Here is a 14,139-nt window from a genome sequence, read left to right on the forward strand (position 1 = left end):
AGAAAAACAGTCTCATGCGCTACAAAATTTGGACGTTTCTTTCGATTCCGATCCGTTATTTGTCGAGTATAAGTCAGTCTAGCTAAATAAGTCCAGACAACAGGTGAAAATATATATAGCATTCCTAACTGAAGGCGAGATCCCCAACTTCTCTAAGAAGTCGGAGATATAAACTGCTGGCATCTCACAGCAGGCGTCTCGCCTGCGCTAAAACCAAAAAAATATTTCATAACTTCCTATATGACTGCTGTTACCTGCCTGGGCTTTTAGGGAACGCTAAAATATAACCTCATTGAGGTGAGTCTTTTATTTAGATTCTGTTACAGTTCTTATCTTGTATTAAGGCAATGGAGAGAAGGAGTAACTACCTATGGGAACTAGCATCATACAACGTAATAATGTCCAGATGCTGGGTAATGGCAGCCAGACAATTATCTTTGCCCACGGTTTCGGCTCGGATCAGACGGCTTGGCGACATCAGGTAGCAGCCTTCGCACCTGATTTTCGCATTATACTGTTCGACCATGTAGGGGGGGGAAAGTCAGATTTTTCTGCTTATAGTCCGCGCCGCTACAGCAGCTTATACAGCTACGCAGAAGATTTGCTGGATTTATGTGCCGAGTTAAAGTTAACCAAGAGCATCTTGGTGGGTCACTCGGTCAGCGGGATGGTTAGTTTATTGGCAGCATTAGTCGAGCCTGATTGCTTCAGCCAACTAATCTTTCTGGATGCGTCCCCCCGTTATCTCAACGATGTGGGATATGTGGGTGGCTTCGAGCAGTCTGACCTAGATGCGCTCTATGCAGCCATGTCAACCAACTATTATGCTTGGGCCAGCGGTTTTGCTCCCATCGCAATGGCTACTCAGGATAAACCGGAATTGGCAGCCGAGTTTGCCAATACGCTAGCAGCTATCCGTCCGGATATCGCGCAAGCGATCGCTAAAGTGATTTTCCAGTCAGACCATCGAGATGAGTTACCGCGATTGAATGTACCGACTGTGATTTTACAGGCAAGCGATGATATTGCCGTACCGCCTCAGGTCGGTCAGTACATGGCAGAAAAAATTCCTCAAGGTAAGCTGATGAATATCGCCGCTAGAGGGCACTTACCGCATATCAGCGCCCCCGACGTGGTAACGAATGCGATCGCCCAATGTCTCGTCGCCTAAACTTAAACTTAAATCTTCGACCGTCACGGTTGCTCCTTTGTCCTCCTGACCGACTACCGACATTTAGACCCTTCCTACTAGGGCTAACCCTCTTTTTCGGAGGACTGGGCGTGCTGGATGGATGGACGCCTATGCAGATCGTCGCCCCAGTCATCTTGACAATATGTACGCTTTTGCCCCTACCAGCGGTGCAAGTCGCACCCGCCGTAGGGCTTTGCATTCTGTTCTTGGGACTGCTGCATGGCGATTGGCGGCTAACACGCCAGTCACTTGAGCTGGGTAGTGTGGCTGTGTTCGGCACGCTTGTAGGCTCTTTTCTGCGGGGAATCGAGTGGCGGTTGGCGTCTCAATCGGTGCTGAGTACTCTTACCAATGCCGACACCAGAAATTCTCCCAATACACCGATCCGGCAAGCCCTGATCTTACTACGGGACTCGGTTTGTGCCGACGCGGCGATCGCGCTGCGCCAACTTGATGATGTCACCGCTGAAGCCTTGGTGTGCATTCCCCAGCAGGCGCTGCCAGATCAACTGACGACACCCGCCTTGTTTGAGGAAGCGATCGCTCAAAATCGCTGTCTCTACTATCCAAACTACCCCGCTACCCCCGGTGCTTCTCATGTCTTGCTCGCCAAAGGTACTCAATCCCTCGCCATCCTTCCATTTCAGTATCCCGGTAAAGGCACGATGCCAGCACCCCATAGCGGTGCAATTTTGCTGATCTGGCATCGCCAGACAAACATCTCCTCACGTCTGCGCCAATTTATCGAGTCGCTACTTGCCGAATTACGCACCCTTTTACAGTTCTGCGATACCACCCTACGGATGGAGAATCTGCAAGCACGCTTTGGTGCCATGTTAGAGACAATCCATCAGGGAGTGGTATTTGTAGATGAAAGTGGCGAACAAGGCTGGATCAATCAAGCCGCTGCCGAGCAACTGGGACTCACCCCTGGGGCTGTAGAAACCCCCCATGCTGGCTCAGGCGATGGCATTGCTACGCACTAGCGCTGATAATCAACAGGAAATCGTGGCGCAGGCAGCAACGTTTTTTTCCCAACCTCAAGCAGTCATTCGCAACTGGATCTGGGTGTTCAAAGGCGACACGCCAAAAACGCTGAGTATCTCTAGCACGGCGACGCGGGTACACGACGTGCCCGGTCGCCTCTGGATATTCGATGATATTACCGAGCGATATTTCGCGCAATTGGCGCTTGTCGAGCGTACTCAAGAATTATCTCAGACGAATCTGGAACTGGAAAAGGCAAAAGCAACTGCTGAAGCAGCAACTCGCATCAAGAGTCAATTCCTCGCCAATATGAGCCACGAAATCCGCACCCCGATGAATGCGATTATCGGCATGACGGGACTGCTACTCAACACTGAGCTAACCCCCCAGCAGCGGGATTTTGTTGAAACAACCCAAAGTAGTGGCGATGCATTGCTAACGCTGATCAACGACATTCTTGACCTTTCTAAAATTGAGTCAGGCAAGCTGGAGTTAGAAAAGTATTCTTTTAATCTGCGAGTTTGTGTTGAAGAAGCCCTCGATTTATTAGCTTTCAAAGCAGCCGAAAAAAATCTGGAATTAGCATATTTAATTCATCCAGAAACCCCAATAGCGATTGTGGGAGATGCCAATAGGTTGCGCCAAATTTTAGTCAATTTGCTCAGTAATGCGGTCAAGTTCACCCAAGCTGGAGAAGTGATTGTATCGGTAAGTGCAAAAGAGGCGATCGCTCATGAAGAATCGGGAATCGGTGATCAGCAAACCAACCGATTACCGATTACCCATTACCAAATCCAATTTGCTGTTAAAGACACAGGCATTGGGATTGCCCCAAACCGTATAGATCGCCTGTTCAAATCTTTCAGTCAGGTCGATGCTTCTACGACTCGGCAGCATGGGGGAACCGGGTTAGGACTAGCGATTAGCAATCATCTCAGCGAAATGATGGGCGGTCAGATGTGGGTCGAGAGCATGGGAGCGATCGCCCGAAATCCTCCTTCTGACTGGGAACCTACCCTAAAAAAAGATCCGGGCGCAAGCAGCAACCATGAATTTCATTCTCCACTTCCTCCCCCCCTTCAAGAAGGCGAAAGCATTGCGGCGGCAAAGCAGCTAGCGCCTACATCCCGTGCTACGCTCTCGGTAGCTAACAGCCCTCATCCAGACGTAGGCTCTACTTTTTATTTCACCATTGTTGCGGCATCAGCTCCCAATGTATCTGCGATCGCTTCTCAAAATCCTCAACCTCAGTTAGATGAAAAGCGACTCCTGATAGTAGATGATAACGCTACAAATCGCCAAATATTGACGCTGCAAGCCCAATCTTGGGGAATGCTGACTTGGGCAGCTGAATCTGGTTCTGAAGCCCTCGACTGGCTGAACTTAGGGGAACCGTTTGATATCGCCATTCTGGATATGCAGATGCCACACATGGATGGTCTGACTTTAGCGGCTAAAATCCGCCAGCTGCCTAACTACGAAAAATTACCCTTAATCGTGTTGACCTCCATCGACAGACCAGAAAGGAGTCATCATGTCCTAGCAGTATTCGCGGCATTCCTCACCAAACCAGTTAAACAATCCCATCTCTATAATGTCTTGAGCCATGTCCTGGGTGGACCGATCCAGGTGAAGCCTTCGCGCACCGATACACCTCCAATAAATCCGCAACAAGCAGCACAATTCCCCCTGCGGATTCTGTTAGCAGAAGACAATGTGGTGAATCAAAAGGTAGCCTTGTACTTACTATCACAGATGGGCTATCGAGCAGATATCGCCAGTAATGGATTAGAAGTGCTAGAAGCTCTACATCGCCAATCCTATGACGTGGTGCTAATGGATGTGCAAATGCCAGAAATGGATGGATTGACAGCGACTCGCCACATAGTTAGGGAATGGTCGCCAGCTTCTCGTCCCCGCATCATTGCCATGACAGCGAATGCGATGCAAGGAGATCGGGAAGAATGTCTGAATGCAGGCATGGATGACTACCTGAGCAAACCGATCCGCATAGAGGAACTTATCCAAGCTTTGAGCAAGTGTCAGCCCTCCCTCCTCAGTCCTCAGCCCTCCGTCCTCAGTCCTCCTATTGATGCATCCACTCACCCCTCCCTTCCTACTCCCCAACTCAGTCCACCCTTCGGGAAGGCGAAGCGCCTACAGCCCTCAGTCCTCAGTCCTCCTATTGATGCCAAAGTGTTGCAATCATTTCGCAAAATGGTCGGTGAAGATGCCGAGGTGATTTTAGGGGAGATGATCGATTGCTACCTCGAAGATGCGCCAAAACTCATGATCGCGATCGCGATCGCAGTTGCACAAGAAAATCCACCCCAGTTGCAACGCCCCGCTCACACGCTCAAGTCAAGCAGTGCCACCCTGGGTGCCACAACCCTCGCCCAACTCTGTAAAGAGTTAGAAATCATGGCTCGTACTGGAAATATTCAAAATGCATTAGACAAATTGCCGCAGCTTGAAGCTGAGTATGAACGTGTTAAGGCGGATTTGCACTCTCAACGCCAGCCAAATTAGCTATGAACACCACCGACGCTCATCAACATACTCCCCTCATCCTCGTCGTAGATGACGACAAATTCATGCGGCTTCAACTTCGCCGAGCGATGGAACAAGCCGGATACCAGGTAGCAGAAGCAAGCGACGGAGAAGAGGGTTTAGCCGCCTACACGCGGCTAAACCCAGATATTGTGCTGCTGGATGCCATGATGCCAGTGATGGATGGCTTTACCTGCTGTCATCTATTGCGTACACTTCCAGAGGGCGATTCTCATGGAGAGACGTTTGGCGATTCGGCTACAGCGACGCGAACTGCTGAAAAAAATCGCCCCCTAGGAGGATCGCGAAACACACCCGTATTGATGATTACGGCTCTTGAAGATCAAGAATCGGTCGATCAAGCATTTGAGGCGGGTGCCATCGATTACATTACCAAACCGATTCACTGGGCTGTCCTGCGTCAGCGCGTGCGTCGTGTCCTCCAAGCTAGTCAGGCAACAGAGGAATTGCGACAGCAAACTGAGCGGGCGCAACTGAGCGAGGAGCGACTGAGGTTAGCCCTAGAAGCTGCCCACATGGGCACCTGGGACTGGAATATCCAAAGCGGCAGAGTTGTTTTCTGTGGGACTACGGAAGCGAATTTTGGTCTTACTCCAGGCTCCTTTGACGGCACCTATCAAAGCTTTCTCACCAGAATCCATCCTCAAGACCTCGAATTAGTCACTCAAGCTTTGGTACGCACCGTGGAAGAAGGGGCGGACTATGACATCGAATACCGCATTATTTGGCCTGATGGTAGCGTTCATTGGATAGCAAGCAAAGGTCAAGTTTATTACGACCAAACCGGCAAAGCCATCCGTGTGAATGGCATCAACATGGACATCACCGAACGCAAGCACTCGGAACAAAAAATTGGCGAACAAGCTGCCCTACTGGATATCGCCACAGACGCAATTCTGGTTCAAAATCTAGACAATCAAATCTTATTTTGGAACCAAGGTGCGGAACGTCTCTATGGCTGGAAGCAAGAAGAAGCCCTCGGCAAGAACACCGCTCAGCTTTTGCATAAGCAAATTTCACTAAAATTTCAAGCAGCCCAAAAAACTCTCATCGAGGAAGGAGAGTGGTATGGGGAGTTGTATCAAATCACCAAATCCGGTCGGGAAATCATTGTTGAAAGTCGCTGGACGCTAGTGCGCGATGAGGCGGAAAACCCAAAAGCAATTCTGATTGTCAACACAAATATTACCGAAAAAAAACAACTAGAAAGGCAGTTTCTCCGCGCTCAGCGCATGGAGAGCTTAGGAACGCTGGCTAGCGGCATTGCCCACGATTTAAACAATGTGCTAGCGCCTATTTTGATGTCAGTTCAACTTCTGCAAATCAAGATCCAGGATCGTCAGAGTCAACAGCTGCTTTCTATCCTCGAAACCAATGCCAAACGCGGAGCTGATTTGGTTAAACAAGTGCTTTCATTTGCGCGGGGCATGGAAGGCGAACGGACAAATCTCCAAGTCGGGCACCTGATTTTTGAAATTGCGAAGATCGCAAATGAAACTTTTCCTAAATCAATCGAGATTCATACTGATATCCAGACGAGAGAACTTTGGGCTGTTTCTGGCGATGCCACACAACTACATCAGGTACTCATAAATCTTTGCGTCAATGCTCGTGATGCCATGCCAGATGGCGGGACGTTGAAGATTTCTGCCGACAATATAGTAATTGATGAAAACTATGCCAGGATGAACACAGGTGCAAAAGTGGGTTCCCATGTTCTTATTAGTGTCTCTGATACTGGAATGGGGATGTCTCCTGAGATGCTTGATAGAATCTTTGAGCCATTTTTTACCACTAAAGAAATTGGCAAAGGTACGGGTCTGGGTCTTTCAACTGTGCTTGGCATCATCAAAAGCCACGGCGGTTTTTTGAATGTATATAGCGAAGTGGGAAAAGGCACCGAATTTAAGGTTTACTTGCCAGCAGTCCAGGGGAAATCAACACCGCAAGTTATAGAAAATCAATCTAATCTGCTAACTGGGAACGGCGAGTGGATTCTGGTTGTTGATGACGAAGCTTCAATTTCTCAAGTGACTCAAGCATCTCTAGAAACCTATGGTTATAGAGTTTTAACTGCTAGCGATGGGATTGAGGCAGTCGTACTGTATGCCCAGCAGAAAAAAGAAATTAGTGTTGTACTCCTCGATATGATGATGCCGTCTATGGACGGACCAACAACGATTCGCACGCTACAAAAAATTAACCCGCAAGTTAAAATTATTGCGGTTAGCGGACTCTTATCTAACGATAGGGTGAATGAACTGGCTCGCGCTGGGGTCAAAACCTTTTTGTCAAAACCCTACACTACAGAAGAGTTGTTGAAAACTCTACATGAGGTAATTATCTAATGCAAGAGTTACAGCAGCCGCTCAACTCAGGACTCGCCGCACATCACCACATCTGCCACCGCAACTACAGGGGGATTGCCCCTACAAAACGCTATATGTATAAGCTTTGCATAAGTCCTGAACTGATGTCATACTTCATCTGCATGATTTCCTGACGACAAACGTGCCAAAAGTAAAATGCGATATTGAGGATTCCCAATAACTTCGTTCCATCTTTTAGCATTGCCGGAGTACCATGACCCCGGCTACAGTTTAGGTAGAAGCCGTCCTGTAGGTGGCATTTTCTTGGGGAACGGAGGGAGCCTGAGAATTAATTTTTCTGGAATAAGTAACTCTGGCTAAAGAACTCCAGGCGGCAGGTGAAAACATGGCTGGATATGCCATCTTCAGTGCCATTAGGATTTTTCCTTGCTTCAGTCCTACTAAACTCCAATGCAGCTTGAGAAACGCCTTGATTTCCTCAAGTTTCGGAATAGATGAGCGATATTTTTCATGCACTAACGGGTAGATTCTTTCCTTGATTAAGATATTTGTTTCTAACCGTTTTTGCAGTGAAAACTTCTGATTGCATCCACCAGGCCATAATGTCCGGAAGGTAAGATACTGATTAACAAATGCAGCATCCCCATATTGGGCAATTTTCACCCAAGAGTCGATGTCGTCGCAGTTGCCATCTAAAGCCGAATCCCAACCGCCTGACTTGATAAAGGCATCTTTTTTGAAGGCAACTTGAACGGGTGTACCAAAAGGAACCACTTCCATCAACATCCCGTAGTGGATATCCTCTTGTTTCACGTAAAATATTTTGCCAGGACCGCTTGGCTTGGTGCGGGTAACTTCTTCACCGTTGACATCAACTTGAACGGCTTGACACGAACAAATCGCTGCTTGGGGACGTTGAGCGATCGCTTTTACCATTTCCCAGATGCAGTTGGGTGCCAGATAGTCATCATCATCCAGCGGTTTGATCCAGTCTCCCGTTGCCACGGCAACCCCAGCATTTACGGTCGCAGAGTGACCGCTATTGACTGGGTTGCGGTAATAAACCACGCGCTCGTCGCCCAAGCTGCGGACGTATTCTTCTGTACCGTCCGAGGAACAGTCATCTGCTACTACCACTTCGCAGGGCAAAGTTTGCGCTAGCGCCGATTCAATAGCCCGCCGCAGTAGCGGTAAACGATTATAAGTTGTAATTACGATGCTAAATTTCATTATTCAGCGCCTCTCCTGAGTTGTTATAAAGCGATTTGATATTCAGCGATTATTCTACGATGCAGTTTTCTGTCTAAACCATGAGCCTATTCTATAGTTTGTCAATCCGTTGTTCTACTTTTTTCAGTCCTTAGGAAGATGAACCAACTGCTTCTTGCTTACGTATATATACAAGGATCAGTTCGTAGATAGAGGAATTGACGGTAAAATTTTTCCGTGTAAACACTTATCTTAAACATTTTTGTTAAAGAAATCATCAAGCTAAGTTAAAGATAATGTAGAATCCGGAGACTTTTCTTAAAGTTTTCGTGAAGATTCAGAGCAACCATTATAAACTCGGATTTTTGTATCACTTGATACAGTGAAGTTTCCAAAAGAGGCGAGCGATCGGGAACCCGATTCTACAGCATCAACCATGTTTTTACGGACGATAGTCTCGGCAGGTGTCCGGGAACTCAGCCAAGGAAAGAAGTTTCTATTGCTTTAGAGACGCTGCCGCCAGTTAGTCGGAGCGATGTCCCATCATCTGCTTTTCTAGGCAGCTATAGTGGGATGCAAATGCCTACAGCACGCTGCGCTTACCGCGTAGCGATACTTGTAGCGGTTATCGCCGCCTAACCATCATGAGCGAATTCCCAGATTTTTCCGATTTAGGCTATCAAGTCGAAAGGGAGCTAGGGCACAACCCTTGCGGGGGTCGAGTCACTTACCTAGCAAGCCGTACCAATACACAGCAGCGCGTCGTTATCAAGCAATTTCAGTTTGCCCATTCCGGTGCCCGCTGGTCAGACTACCAAGCTTACGAGCAAGAAATTAAGGTGCTACAGCAGCTGAACTCACCCAGCATTCCCCACTACCTCGATTCCTTTGAAACCCCAAGCGGCTTTTGCCTGGTTCAAGAATATAAACCTGCTTCCTCTGTCTCTACATCGCGTCACTTTACCCCAGAGCAAGTTAAGCAAATTGCCGTTGCCTTGTTAGAAGTTTTAGTCTACTTACAACAGCAAAATCCTCCGATTATCCATCGAGATATTAAGCCGGAAAATATCTTAGTGGATGAACAACTGAAAGTTTACCTGGTAGATTTTGGCTTGGCTCGCATCGGAAGTGGGGAAGTCGCCGCCAGCAGCACCATTAAAGGCACGTTGGGATTTATGCCGCCAGAACAGGTATTCAATCGCCAACTGACCCAAGCATCCGACTTATATAGTCTCGGTGCAACGCTGATTTGCTTGCTCACCCAAACCAAATCCACTGAAATTGGCAATTTAGTTGATGAAGCTTATCGGATCAATTTTAAGCAAATGGTGCCGCATCTGAGTCGGCAATTTGTGGACTGGCTCTCAAAAATGACGGCACCCAACTGCAAAAATCGCTATCCCAATGCTGTCACTGCCATAGAAGCACTCAAGCCGATTGATGTTCGCCGCCGCGTCCTGGTGCCAATTGATATTGTCCGCTATGCTACGTCATTCGGAACTCTAGACCGTCCCACAAAAACCAAGATTCTCGCCGCCGGATTAGTGCTAACATCCCTGGGGTTTGCCACGATCAAGGACAGACCCAGTTTAGTCAAAGCGGATCTCGTCAGGCAGTTGTTGGAAACTAACCACTGTGACAGATGCGACTTAAGCAGTGCCAACTTGGGTCGAGCCGATTTGAGTAACGCCTATCTAACGGGTGCCAACCTTCGGGATGCCTATCTCAGGGGTGCCAACCTCATCGGTGCCGACTTGACGGGTGCCGACCTCAGGAATGCTTACCTGGCAGTTGCCGATTTAACCATTGTTGACTTCAGGGGTGCCAATCTCAGAGGTGCTGACCTCCAAGATGCGTACTTGGGGAGTGCCGACCTCAGAGGTGTCAAACTCAGGGATGCCAATTTAGAAGGCGCTGACCTGGAGGGTGCCGACCTAACGGGTGCCGACCTCAGGGGTGCGAACCTCAAAGATGCCAACTTAGAGGGTGTCAATATAACTGGAGCCAAGCTGACAGATACCATCATGCCCGATGGCTCGATTCATCGATAGCTCAATGCAAGTGGGTTTTCCAACTAGCGGTATGGATGCGCTGATAGTAAGAATAGAGCGATCGCATCCGCTACTTTTACAGCCATCTGTTATAAAAAGCTCACCCCCTACATCTATCTATAGGTAGGATTATGGGGAATTTAGCAGACTTTTCCAGCCAAGGCTATCAAGTAGAGCCAGAGCTAGGACAAAACCGCGCCGGGGGTCGAGTCACCTATCTGGCAACGAGTACAAAAACCCAGCAGCACGTTGTGATTAAGCAGTTTCAGTTTGCCCAATCCGGTGCCAGCTGGTCTGATGATGATGCTTCAGGACTTACGCAACTTGCGCGACATCTGGGGGCACCCACAAGGGGATTGCCCCTACAAAACGCTATGTGTATAAGCTTTGCGTAAGTCCTGTGCTTGCGAGCAAGAAATTCAACTACTGCGCTGTCTGAATCATTCCAGCATTCCCCAGTACCTCGATTCCTTTAACTCCATTCTTTTGTAGTTGTAGTTTGAAAACACGCCCTAGCCCTCTTCCTTACGAGGGAAGGGGAATCTTCAAACCCCTCCCGTGGTTGGGGAGGGGTCAGATCGGGACTTGACCAACAGCATCAATAACTAATGACTAATGACCACTAAAAGAATGACTATTCTTCAATTTGCCATAAATCCTTGGTCATGTCTTCATCGACAATTTTCTTCGGACGCAACACTAGGAGGATTTGTCCCAGGATGGGGACGGTAGGAGCATCGGGGAACCAGTGAAGTTGCAGGTGTCCTGACTGGTCAACTACAAAATAGCTGCTGGCATTCCATTCCTGTCGAGACCTATCAATAAGAACCAGAATTTCTTCCGGGTTGTTGGTATGTTGACTGGGCAACTGGCTGCTGTTGCAGAGAATGACGACGGGATCTTGTGCTTTCAAGACGACTTGCCAACCGGGTAGAGACACCCAAGATCCACTCCAAGAAGTCTGTACTAGCCGGAATGGCTCAATTTGTTCCACTGGGGGAACTAATTGTAAGTCTGCGGGTGTCAAGGGCAGGGCACCGGCGACTGGTATCGTGCGAGGTAGTTGTTCTTCCTCGTCCAGTCGGTACAGGGGTAAAGCAGGGGCGCGACGAGGGGTAGCGCCTGCGACTCCTTCGGTTAGCATCTGTTCGATCTGATTTCGGGCAGTTTGGCTGTGAGCAAACATTAAGCCGCGAGCAACAAAACGCGATCGCTCTTGCACATTACTTAATTGTTTTGCCCGTCTCCAATACTGATAAGCAACCGCGTCTCCAGGATGGTCGGTAAATCCCTGCGGCAGAGTCCGCATCCGGGACAATTCTTTCACATCTTTGGCGACTTCACGGGCAACATCGGCGTCGAGGTTTCTGGATCGGATAAAGTCTGCTGTTGCTACCCGTTCTGGCTCAGTGAGAATCCGCAATTCGTATAAAATATCACTACCAGTGCGAGAATAGTGCGATCGCACTTCTTCCGATGCCCCACCATTGACTAGAGATGTGTATACCTGTGCGCCCACAATTACTTGATTCTGATGCACTGGCTCAAAGCCGGTTGCCTCAAAAATCGCTTGGGTATTGTAACCGGCTTTTTGCAATTTGGCACAGGCTTGTCCCCAGTCAACCCAGGTTCCTTGTTTGCGGCGGAGCAAGAACAGTAAATCTTCAACATTCACGTTCGCTGACTCTGGTTGAAGGCTACGATCGGGAGTGTCTGAGGAAGGTGTTTCAGTCATAATGACCCCAAAAAGCTTTTCATCGCTATCAAGCGACCAGGAACGTTTTTAAATGTATCGCGTTCGGGTCACGAATATATTTACATGGCAAGTTTAGTTTGGATGTCTGGTCTGTTTGACGCAAACCGGGAATTCCTGGTTACGTCATTTGTTCCGAAAGTGCTACTGAACAATCGGTCTTAAGATAGATGTTTTTCGCATCTAAATTTGCATTAACAAGTTGACCAAGAGTTTGTTGTATCGTTATGGACAATGCTATTCCAGAGCTTGATAGTATCAGCCGTCAGTTAATGAGTCTAGAACGCCCCAAGAAGCCCAAAATGTTGGTGGTAGACGATGAGCCAGATAATTTAGACTTGCTCTACCGCACTTTTCGACGAGATTTCAATGTGCTGAGAGCCGAAAGCGGTATTCACGCCCTGGAAGTGCTGGCGACAGAAGGGGAAGTAGCCGTGATTATCTCCGATCAGCGGATGCCAGAAATGAAGGGAACGGAATTTTTGAGCAGAACCGTGCCCAAGTTCCCGGATACGGTACGAATCATCCTCACGGGTTTTACCGATGTGGAAGATTTGGTAGAGGCGATTAATTCAGGACAAGTCTACAAGTACATCACCAAGCCTTGGGACCCCAACGAATTGAAGGCGGTAGTCCAGCGGGCAGCAGACACCTATGAATTGCTGAAGCAACGCACGGAGGAACTGCATCGCGCTCAAGCACAAACGGCACTGCTGGCAACGATTGTGCAAGTGGCTCAGGAGTCTCCCAATGTGGAAGCAACCCTGGAACCAATCGCCAGTGCCTTTGGCAATAATTTCTCAGCAGATGGCTGTATTTTGCAGCAGGTAGAGGGCAATCAGCTGGTGGCGGCAAAAGGAACCTATAATGCCGTAGGCGACACGGAAAACTGGCTGGAAAAAGACCCTCTAGTAGAGGATGCGATCGCATCTGGGAAACTTCAGGTTTGGGTGAATACTCCGGGAAATCCTCCTCCCACAGATATCGGACAATACCAAAGTTCCGGTCTCCAGGCGCATCTGATTATCCCCGTCATCTACCGAGGTAACGTGCTGGCGGTGCTGTCGCTCCAGTGGAAACGACCCTGTAAACTGCGCGAAGATGAGTTGAAATTCATTCACTTATCCGCCCAGCAGGTGGCTCTGGTTCTGACCATGACCCGCACTCATCAGTAATCGTTAATGGAAGAATGGTAATTCCCCAATTAGCGATTCTTCCATTAGCCGTTAGCAACTGTAACATCATGACCTCTGAGCATATCCAAGCCATCTTTGACCGCATTGCACCCGTTTACGACCAGCTTAACGATCGCTTAAGTCTCGGACAGCACCGCGTATGGAAGCTGATGACGGTGAAGTGGAGTCATGCGAGTCGGGGAGATATTTGCTTAGATGTCTGCTGTGGTAGTGGTGACATTGCGACTCTACTGGCGCGACAGGTGGGAGAAAAGGGTCAGGTATTTGGGTTAGATTTTTCACCCGCGCAATTAGCGATCGCTCGTCAGCGATGCGAAAATAGGGACAGCCAAAAGGAATGCCCCATCACCTGGATAGAAGGAGATGCCCTGAATCTCCCCTTCCCCGACAACTATTTCGACTGCGCCACAATGGGTTACGGACTTCGCAACGTCACCAATATTCCCCGCTGTCTTGAGGAATTGCACCGCGTCCTCAAGCCGGGTGCCAAAGCCGCTATCCTAGACTTCCATCGTCCCAGCAATCCTCAAATGCGAAGCTTTCAGCAGTGGTATCTCGATACCATCGTCGTCCCAACCGCCAACCAAATGGGATTGACTGAAGAATATGCCTACATTAGCCCCAGCTTAGATAAATTTCCCACGGGCAGCGAACAAATGGATTTAGCCAGGAAAGCGGGATTTACCGCCGCTATCCACTATCAGATTGCGGGTGGGGTCATGGGCGTATTGGTAGTAACCAAAGCCTAAGATGGTAGTAGAGGGTAGCAGATGAGTTTTGAGTTTTGAGTTATGAATTGACCCTAACTCAACACTCAACATTCAACATTCATAACTTCCCTTAAAACGTA

11 protein-coding genes are annotated in these 14,139 nt (G+C 48.6%); 9 read left to right on the top strand and 2 right to left on the bottom strand.

Annotation, left to right across the window (positions count from 1 at the left end; translation table 11 throughout):
• The first annotated feature begins 370 nt into the window (after positions 1-370).
• From ACFW2W_RS27255 to ACFW2W_RS27270, 4 genes are read left to right on the top strand one after another with little or no spacing between them, the layout of a single operon-like run.
• On the top strand, positions 371-1,171 hold the full coding sequence (locus tag ACFW2W_RS27255) for an alpha/beta fold hydrolase (RefSeq protein ID WP_378185211.1): 801 nt from the start codon (positions 371-373) through the stop codon (positions 1,169-1,171).
• Positions 1,156-2,178 (top strand): hypothetical protein, encoded by a 1,023-nt coding sequence (locus tag ACFW2W_RS27260; protein WP_378185213.1) that lies wholly within the window; start codon positions 1,156-1,158, stop codon positions 2,176-2,178. The genes ACFW2W_RS27255 and ACFW2W_RS27260 overlap by 16 nt, the downstream gene beginning before the upstream one ends.
• A complete protein-coding gene (locus tag ACFW2W_RS27265; RefSeq protein WP_378185215.1) occupies positions 2,144-4,708 on the top strand; it encodes a response regulator in 2,565 nt (854 codons plus the stop codon). The genes ACFW2W_RS27260 and ACFW2W_RS27265 overlap by 35 nt, the downstream gene beginning before the upstream one ends.
• A gap of 2 nt (positions 4,709-4,710) precedes the next feature.
• Positions 4,711-7,098 (top strand): response regulator, encoded by a 2,388-nt coding sequence (locus tag ACFW2W_RS27270; RefSeq protein ID WP_378185217.1) that lies wholly within the window; start codon positions 4,711-4,713, stop codon positions 7,096-7,098.
• Between the two features lie 252 nt (positions 7,099-7,350).
• Here ACFW2W_RS27270 and ACFW2W_RS27275 read toward each other — a convergent pair whose 3' ends face one another.
• Positions 7,351-8,310, bottom strand: coding sequence for a glycosyltransferase family 2 protein (locus ACFW2W_RS27275; protein ID WP_378185220.1), 960 nt, complete (start codon positions 8,308-8,310; stop codon positions 7,351-7,353).
• 361 nt (positions 8,311-8,671) lie between these two features.
• On the opposite strand from ACFW2W_RS27275, the gene ACFW2W_RS27280 reads away from it, so the two are divergent.
• From ACFW2W_RS27280 to ACFW2W_RS27290, 3 genes are all read left to right on the top strand, one after another.
• Positions 8,672-8,797, top strand: coding sequence for a hypothetical protein (locus ACFW2W_RS27280; RefSeq protein ID WP_378185222.1), 126 nt, complete (start codon positions 8,672-8,674; stop codon positions 8,795-8,797).
• A gap of 136 nt (positions 8,798-8,933) precedes the next feature.
• Positions 8,934-10,340, top strand: coding sequence for a pentapeptide repeat-containing protein (locus tag ACFW2W_RS27285; protein ID WP_378185224.1), 1,407 nt, complete (start codon positions 8,934-8,936; stop codon positions 10,338-10,340).
• A gap of 131 nt (positions 10,341-10,471) precedes the next feature.
• On the top strand, positions 10,472-10,735 hold the full coding sequence (locus ACFW2W_RS27290; protein WP_378185226.1) for a hypothetical protein: 264 nt from the start codon (positions 10,472-10,474) through the stop codon (positions 10,733-10,735).
• Positions 10,736-10,974: 239 nt separating this feature from the next.
• Here ACFW2W_RS27290 and ACFW2W_RS27295 read toward each other — a convergent pair whose 3' ends face one another.
• Positions 10,975-12,075, bottom strand: coding sequence for a RuBisCO accumulation factor 1 (locus ACFW2W_RS27295; RefSeq protein ID WP_378185228.1), 1,101 nt, complete (start codon positions 12,073-12,075; stop codon positions 10,975-10,977).
• A 245-nt stretch (positions 12,076-12,320) separates the two neighbouring features.
• Here ACFW2W_RS27295 and ACFW2W_RS27300 point away from each other — a divergent pair, with 245 nt between their 5' ends.
• Both ACFW2W_RS27300 and ubiE read left to right on the top strand, forming a co-directional pair.
• Positions 12,321-13,268 carry a response regulator gene (locus ACFW2W_RS27300; protein WP_378185230.1) on the top strand — a complete coding sequence of 316 codons (948 nt, stop codon included), beginning with the start codon at positions 12,321-12,323 and terminating at the stop codon, positions 13,266-13,268.
• A gap of 68 nt (positions 13,269-13,336) precedes the next feature.
• Positions 13,337-14,038: a bifunctional demethylmenaquinone methyltransferase/2-methoxy-6-polyprenyl-1,4-benzoquinol methylase UbiE gene (ubiE, locus tag ACFW2W_RS27305; protein ID WP_378185302.1), complete on the top strand. Its 702-nt coding sequence runs from the start codon at positions 13,337-13,339 to the stop codon at positions 14,036-14,038.
• The last annotated feature ends 101 nt before the right edge of the window (positions 14,039-14,139 follow it).

Source organism: Coleofasciculus sp. H7-2 (genome assembly GCF_042747725.1).
Lineage (GTDB): Bacteria > Cyanobacteriota > Cyanobacteriia > Cyanobacteriales > FACHB-T130 > FACHB-T130.

Excerpts from the sequence above, each read along its gene's own strand:
- ACFW2W_RS27255 (WP_378185211.1), top strand. The coding sequence starts at position 371 with ATGGGAACTAGCATCATACAACGTAATAATGTCCAGATGCTGGGTAAT.
- ACFW2W_RS27260 (WP_378185213.1), top strand. The coding sequence starts at position 1,156 with ATGTCTCGTCGCCTAAACTTAAACTTAAATCTTCGACCGTCACGGTTG.
- ACFW2W_RS27265 (WP_378185215.1), top strand. The coding sequence starts at position 2,144 with ATGCTGGCTCAGGCGATGGCATTGCTACGCACTAGCGCTGATAATCAA.
- ACFW2W_RS27270 (WP_378185217.1), top strand. The coding sequence starts at position 4,711 with ATGAACACCACCGACGCTCATCAACATACTCCCCTCATCCTCGTCGTA.
- ACFW2W_RS27275 (WP_378185220.1), bottom strand. The coding sequence starts at position 8,310 with ATGAAATTTAGCATCGTAATTACAACTTATAATCGTTTACCGCTACTG.
- ACFW2W_RS27285 (WP_378185224.1), top strand. The coding sequence starts at position 8,934 with ATGAGCGAATTCCCAGATTTTTCCGATTTAGGCTATCAAGTCGAAAGG.
- ACFW2W_RS27290 (WP_378185226.1), top strand. The coding sequence starts at position 10,472 with ATGGGGAATTTAGCAGACTTTTCCAGCCAAGGCTATCAAGTAGAGCCA.
- ACFW2W_RS27295 (WP_378185228.1), bottom strand. The coding sequence starts at position 12,075 with ATGACTGAAACACCTTCCTCAGACACTCCCGATCGTAGCCTTCAACCA.
- ACFW2W_RS27300 (WP_378185230.1), top strand. The coding sequence starts at position 12,321 with ATGGACAATGCTATTCCAGAGCTTGATAGTATCAGCCGTCAGTTAATG.
- ubiE (WP_378185302.1), top strand. The coding sequence starts at position 13,337 with ATGACCTCTGAGCATATCCAAGCCATCTTTGACCGCATTGCACCCGTT.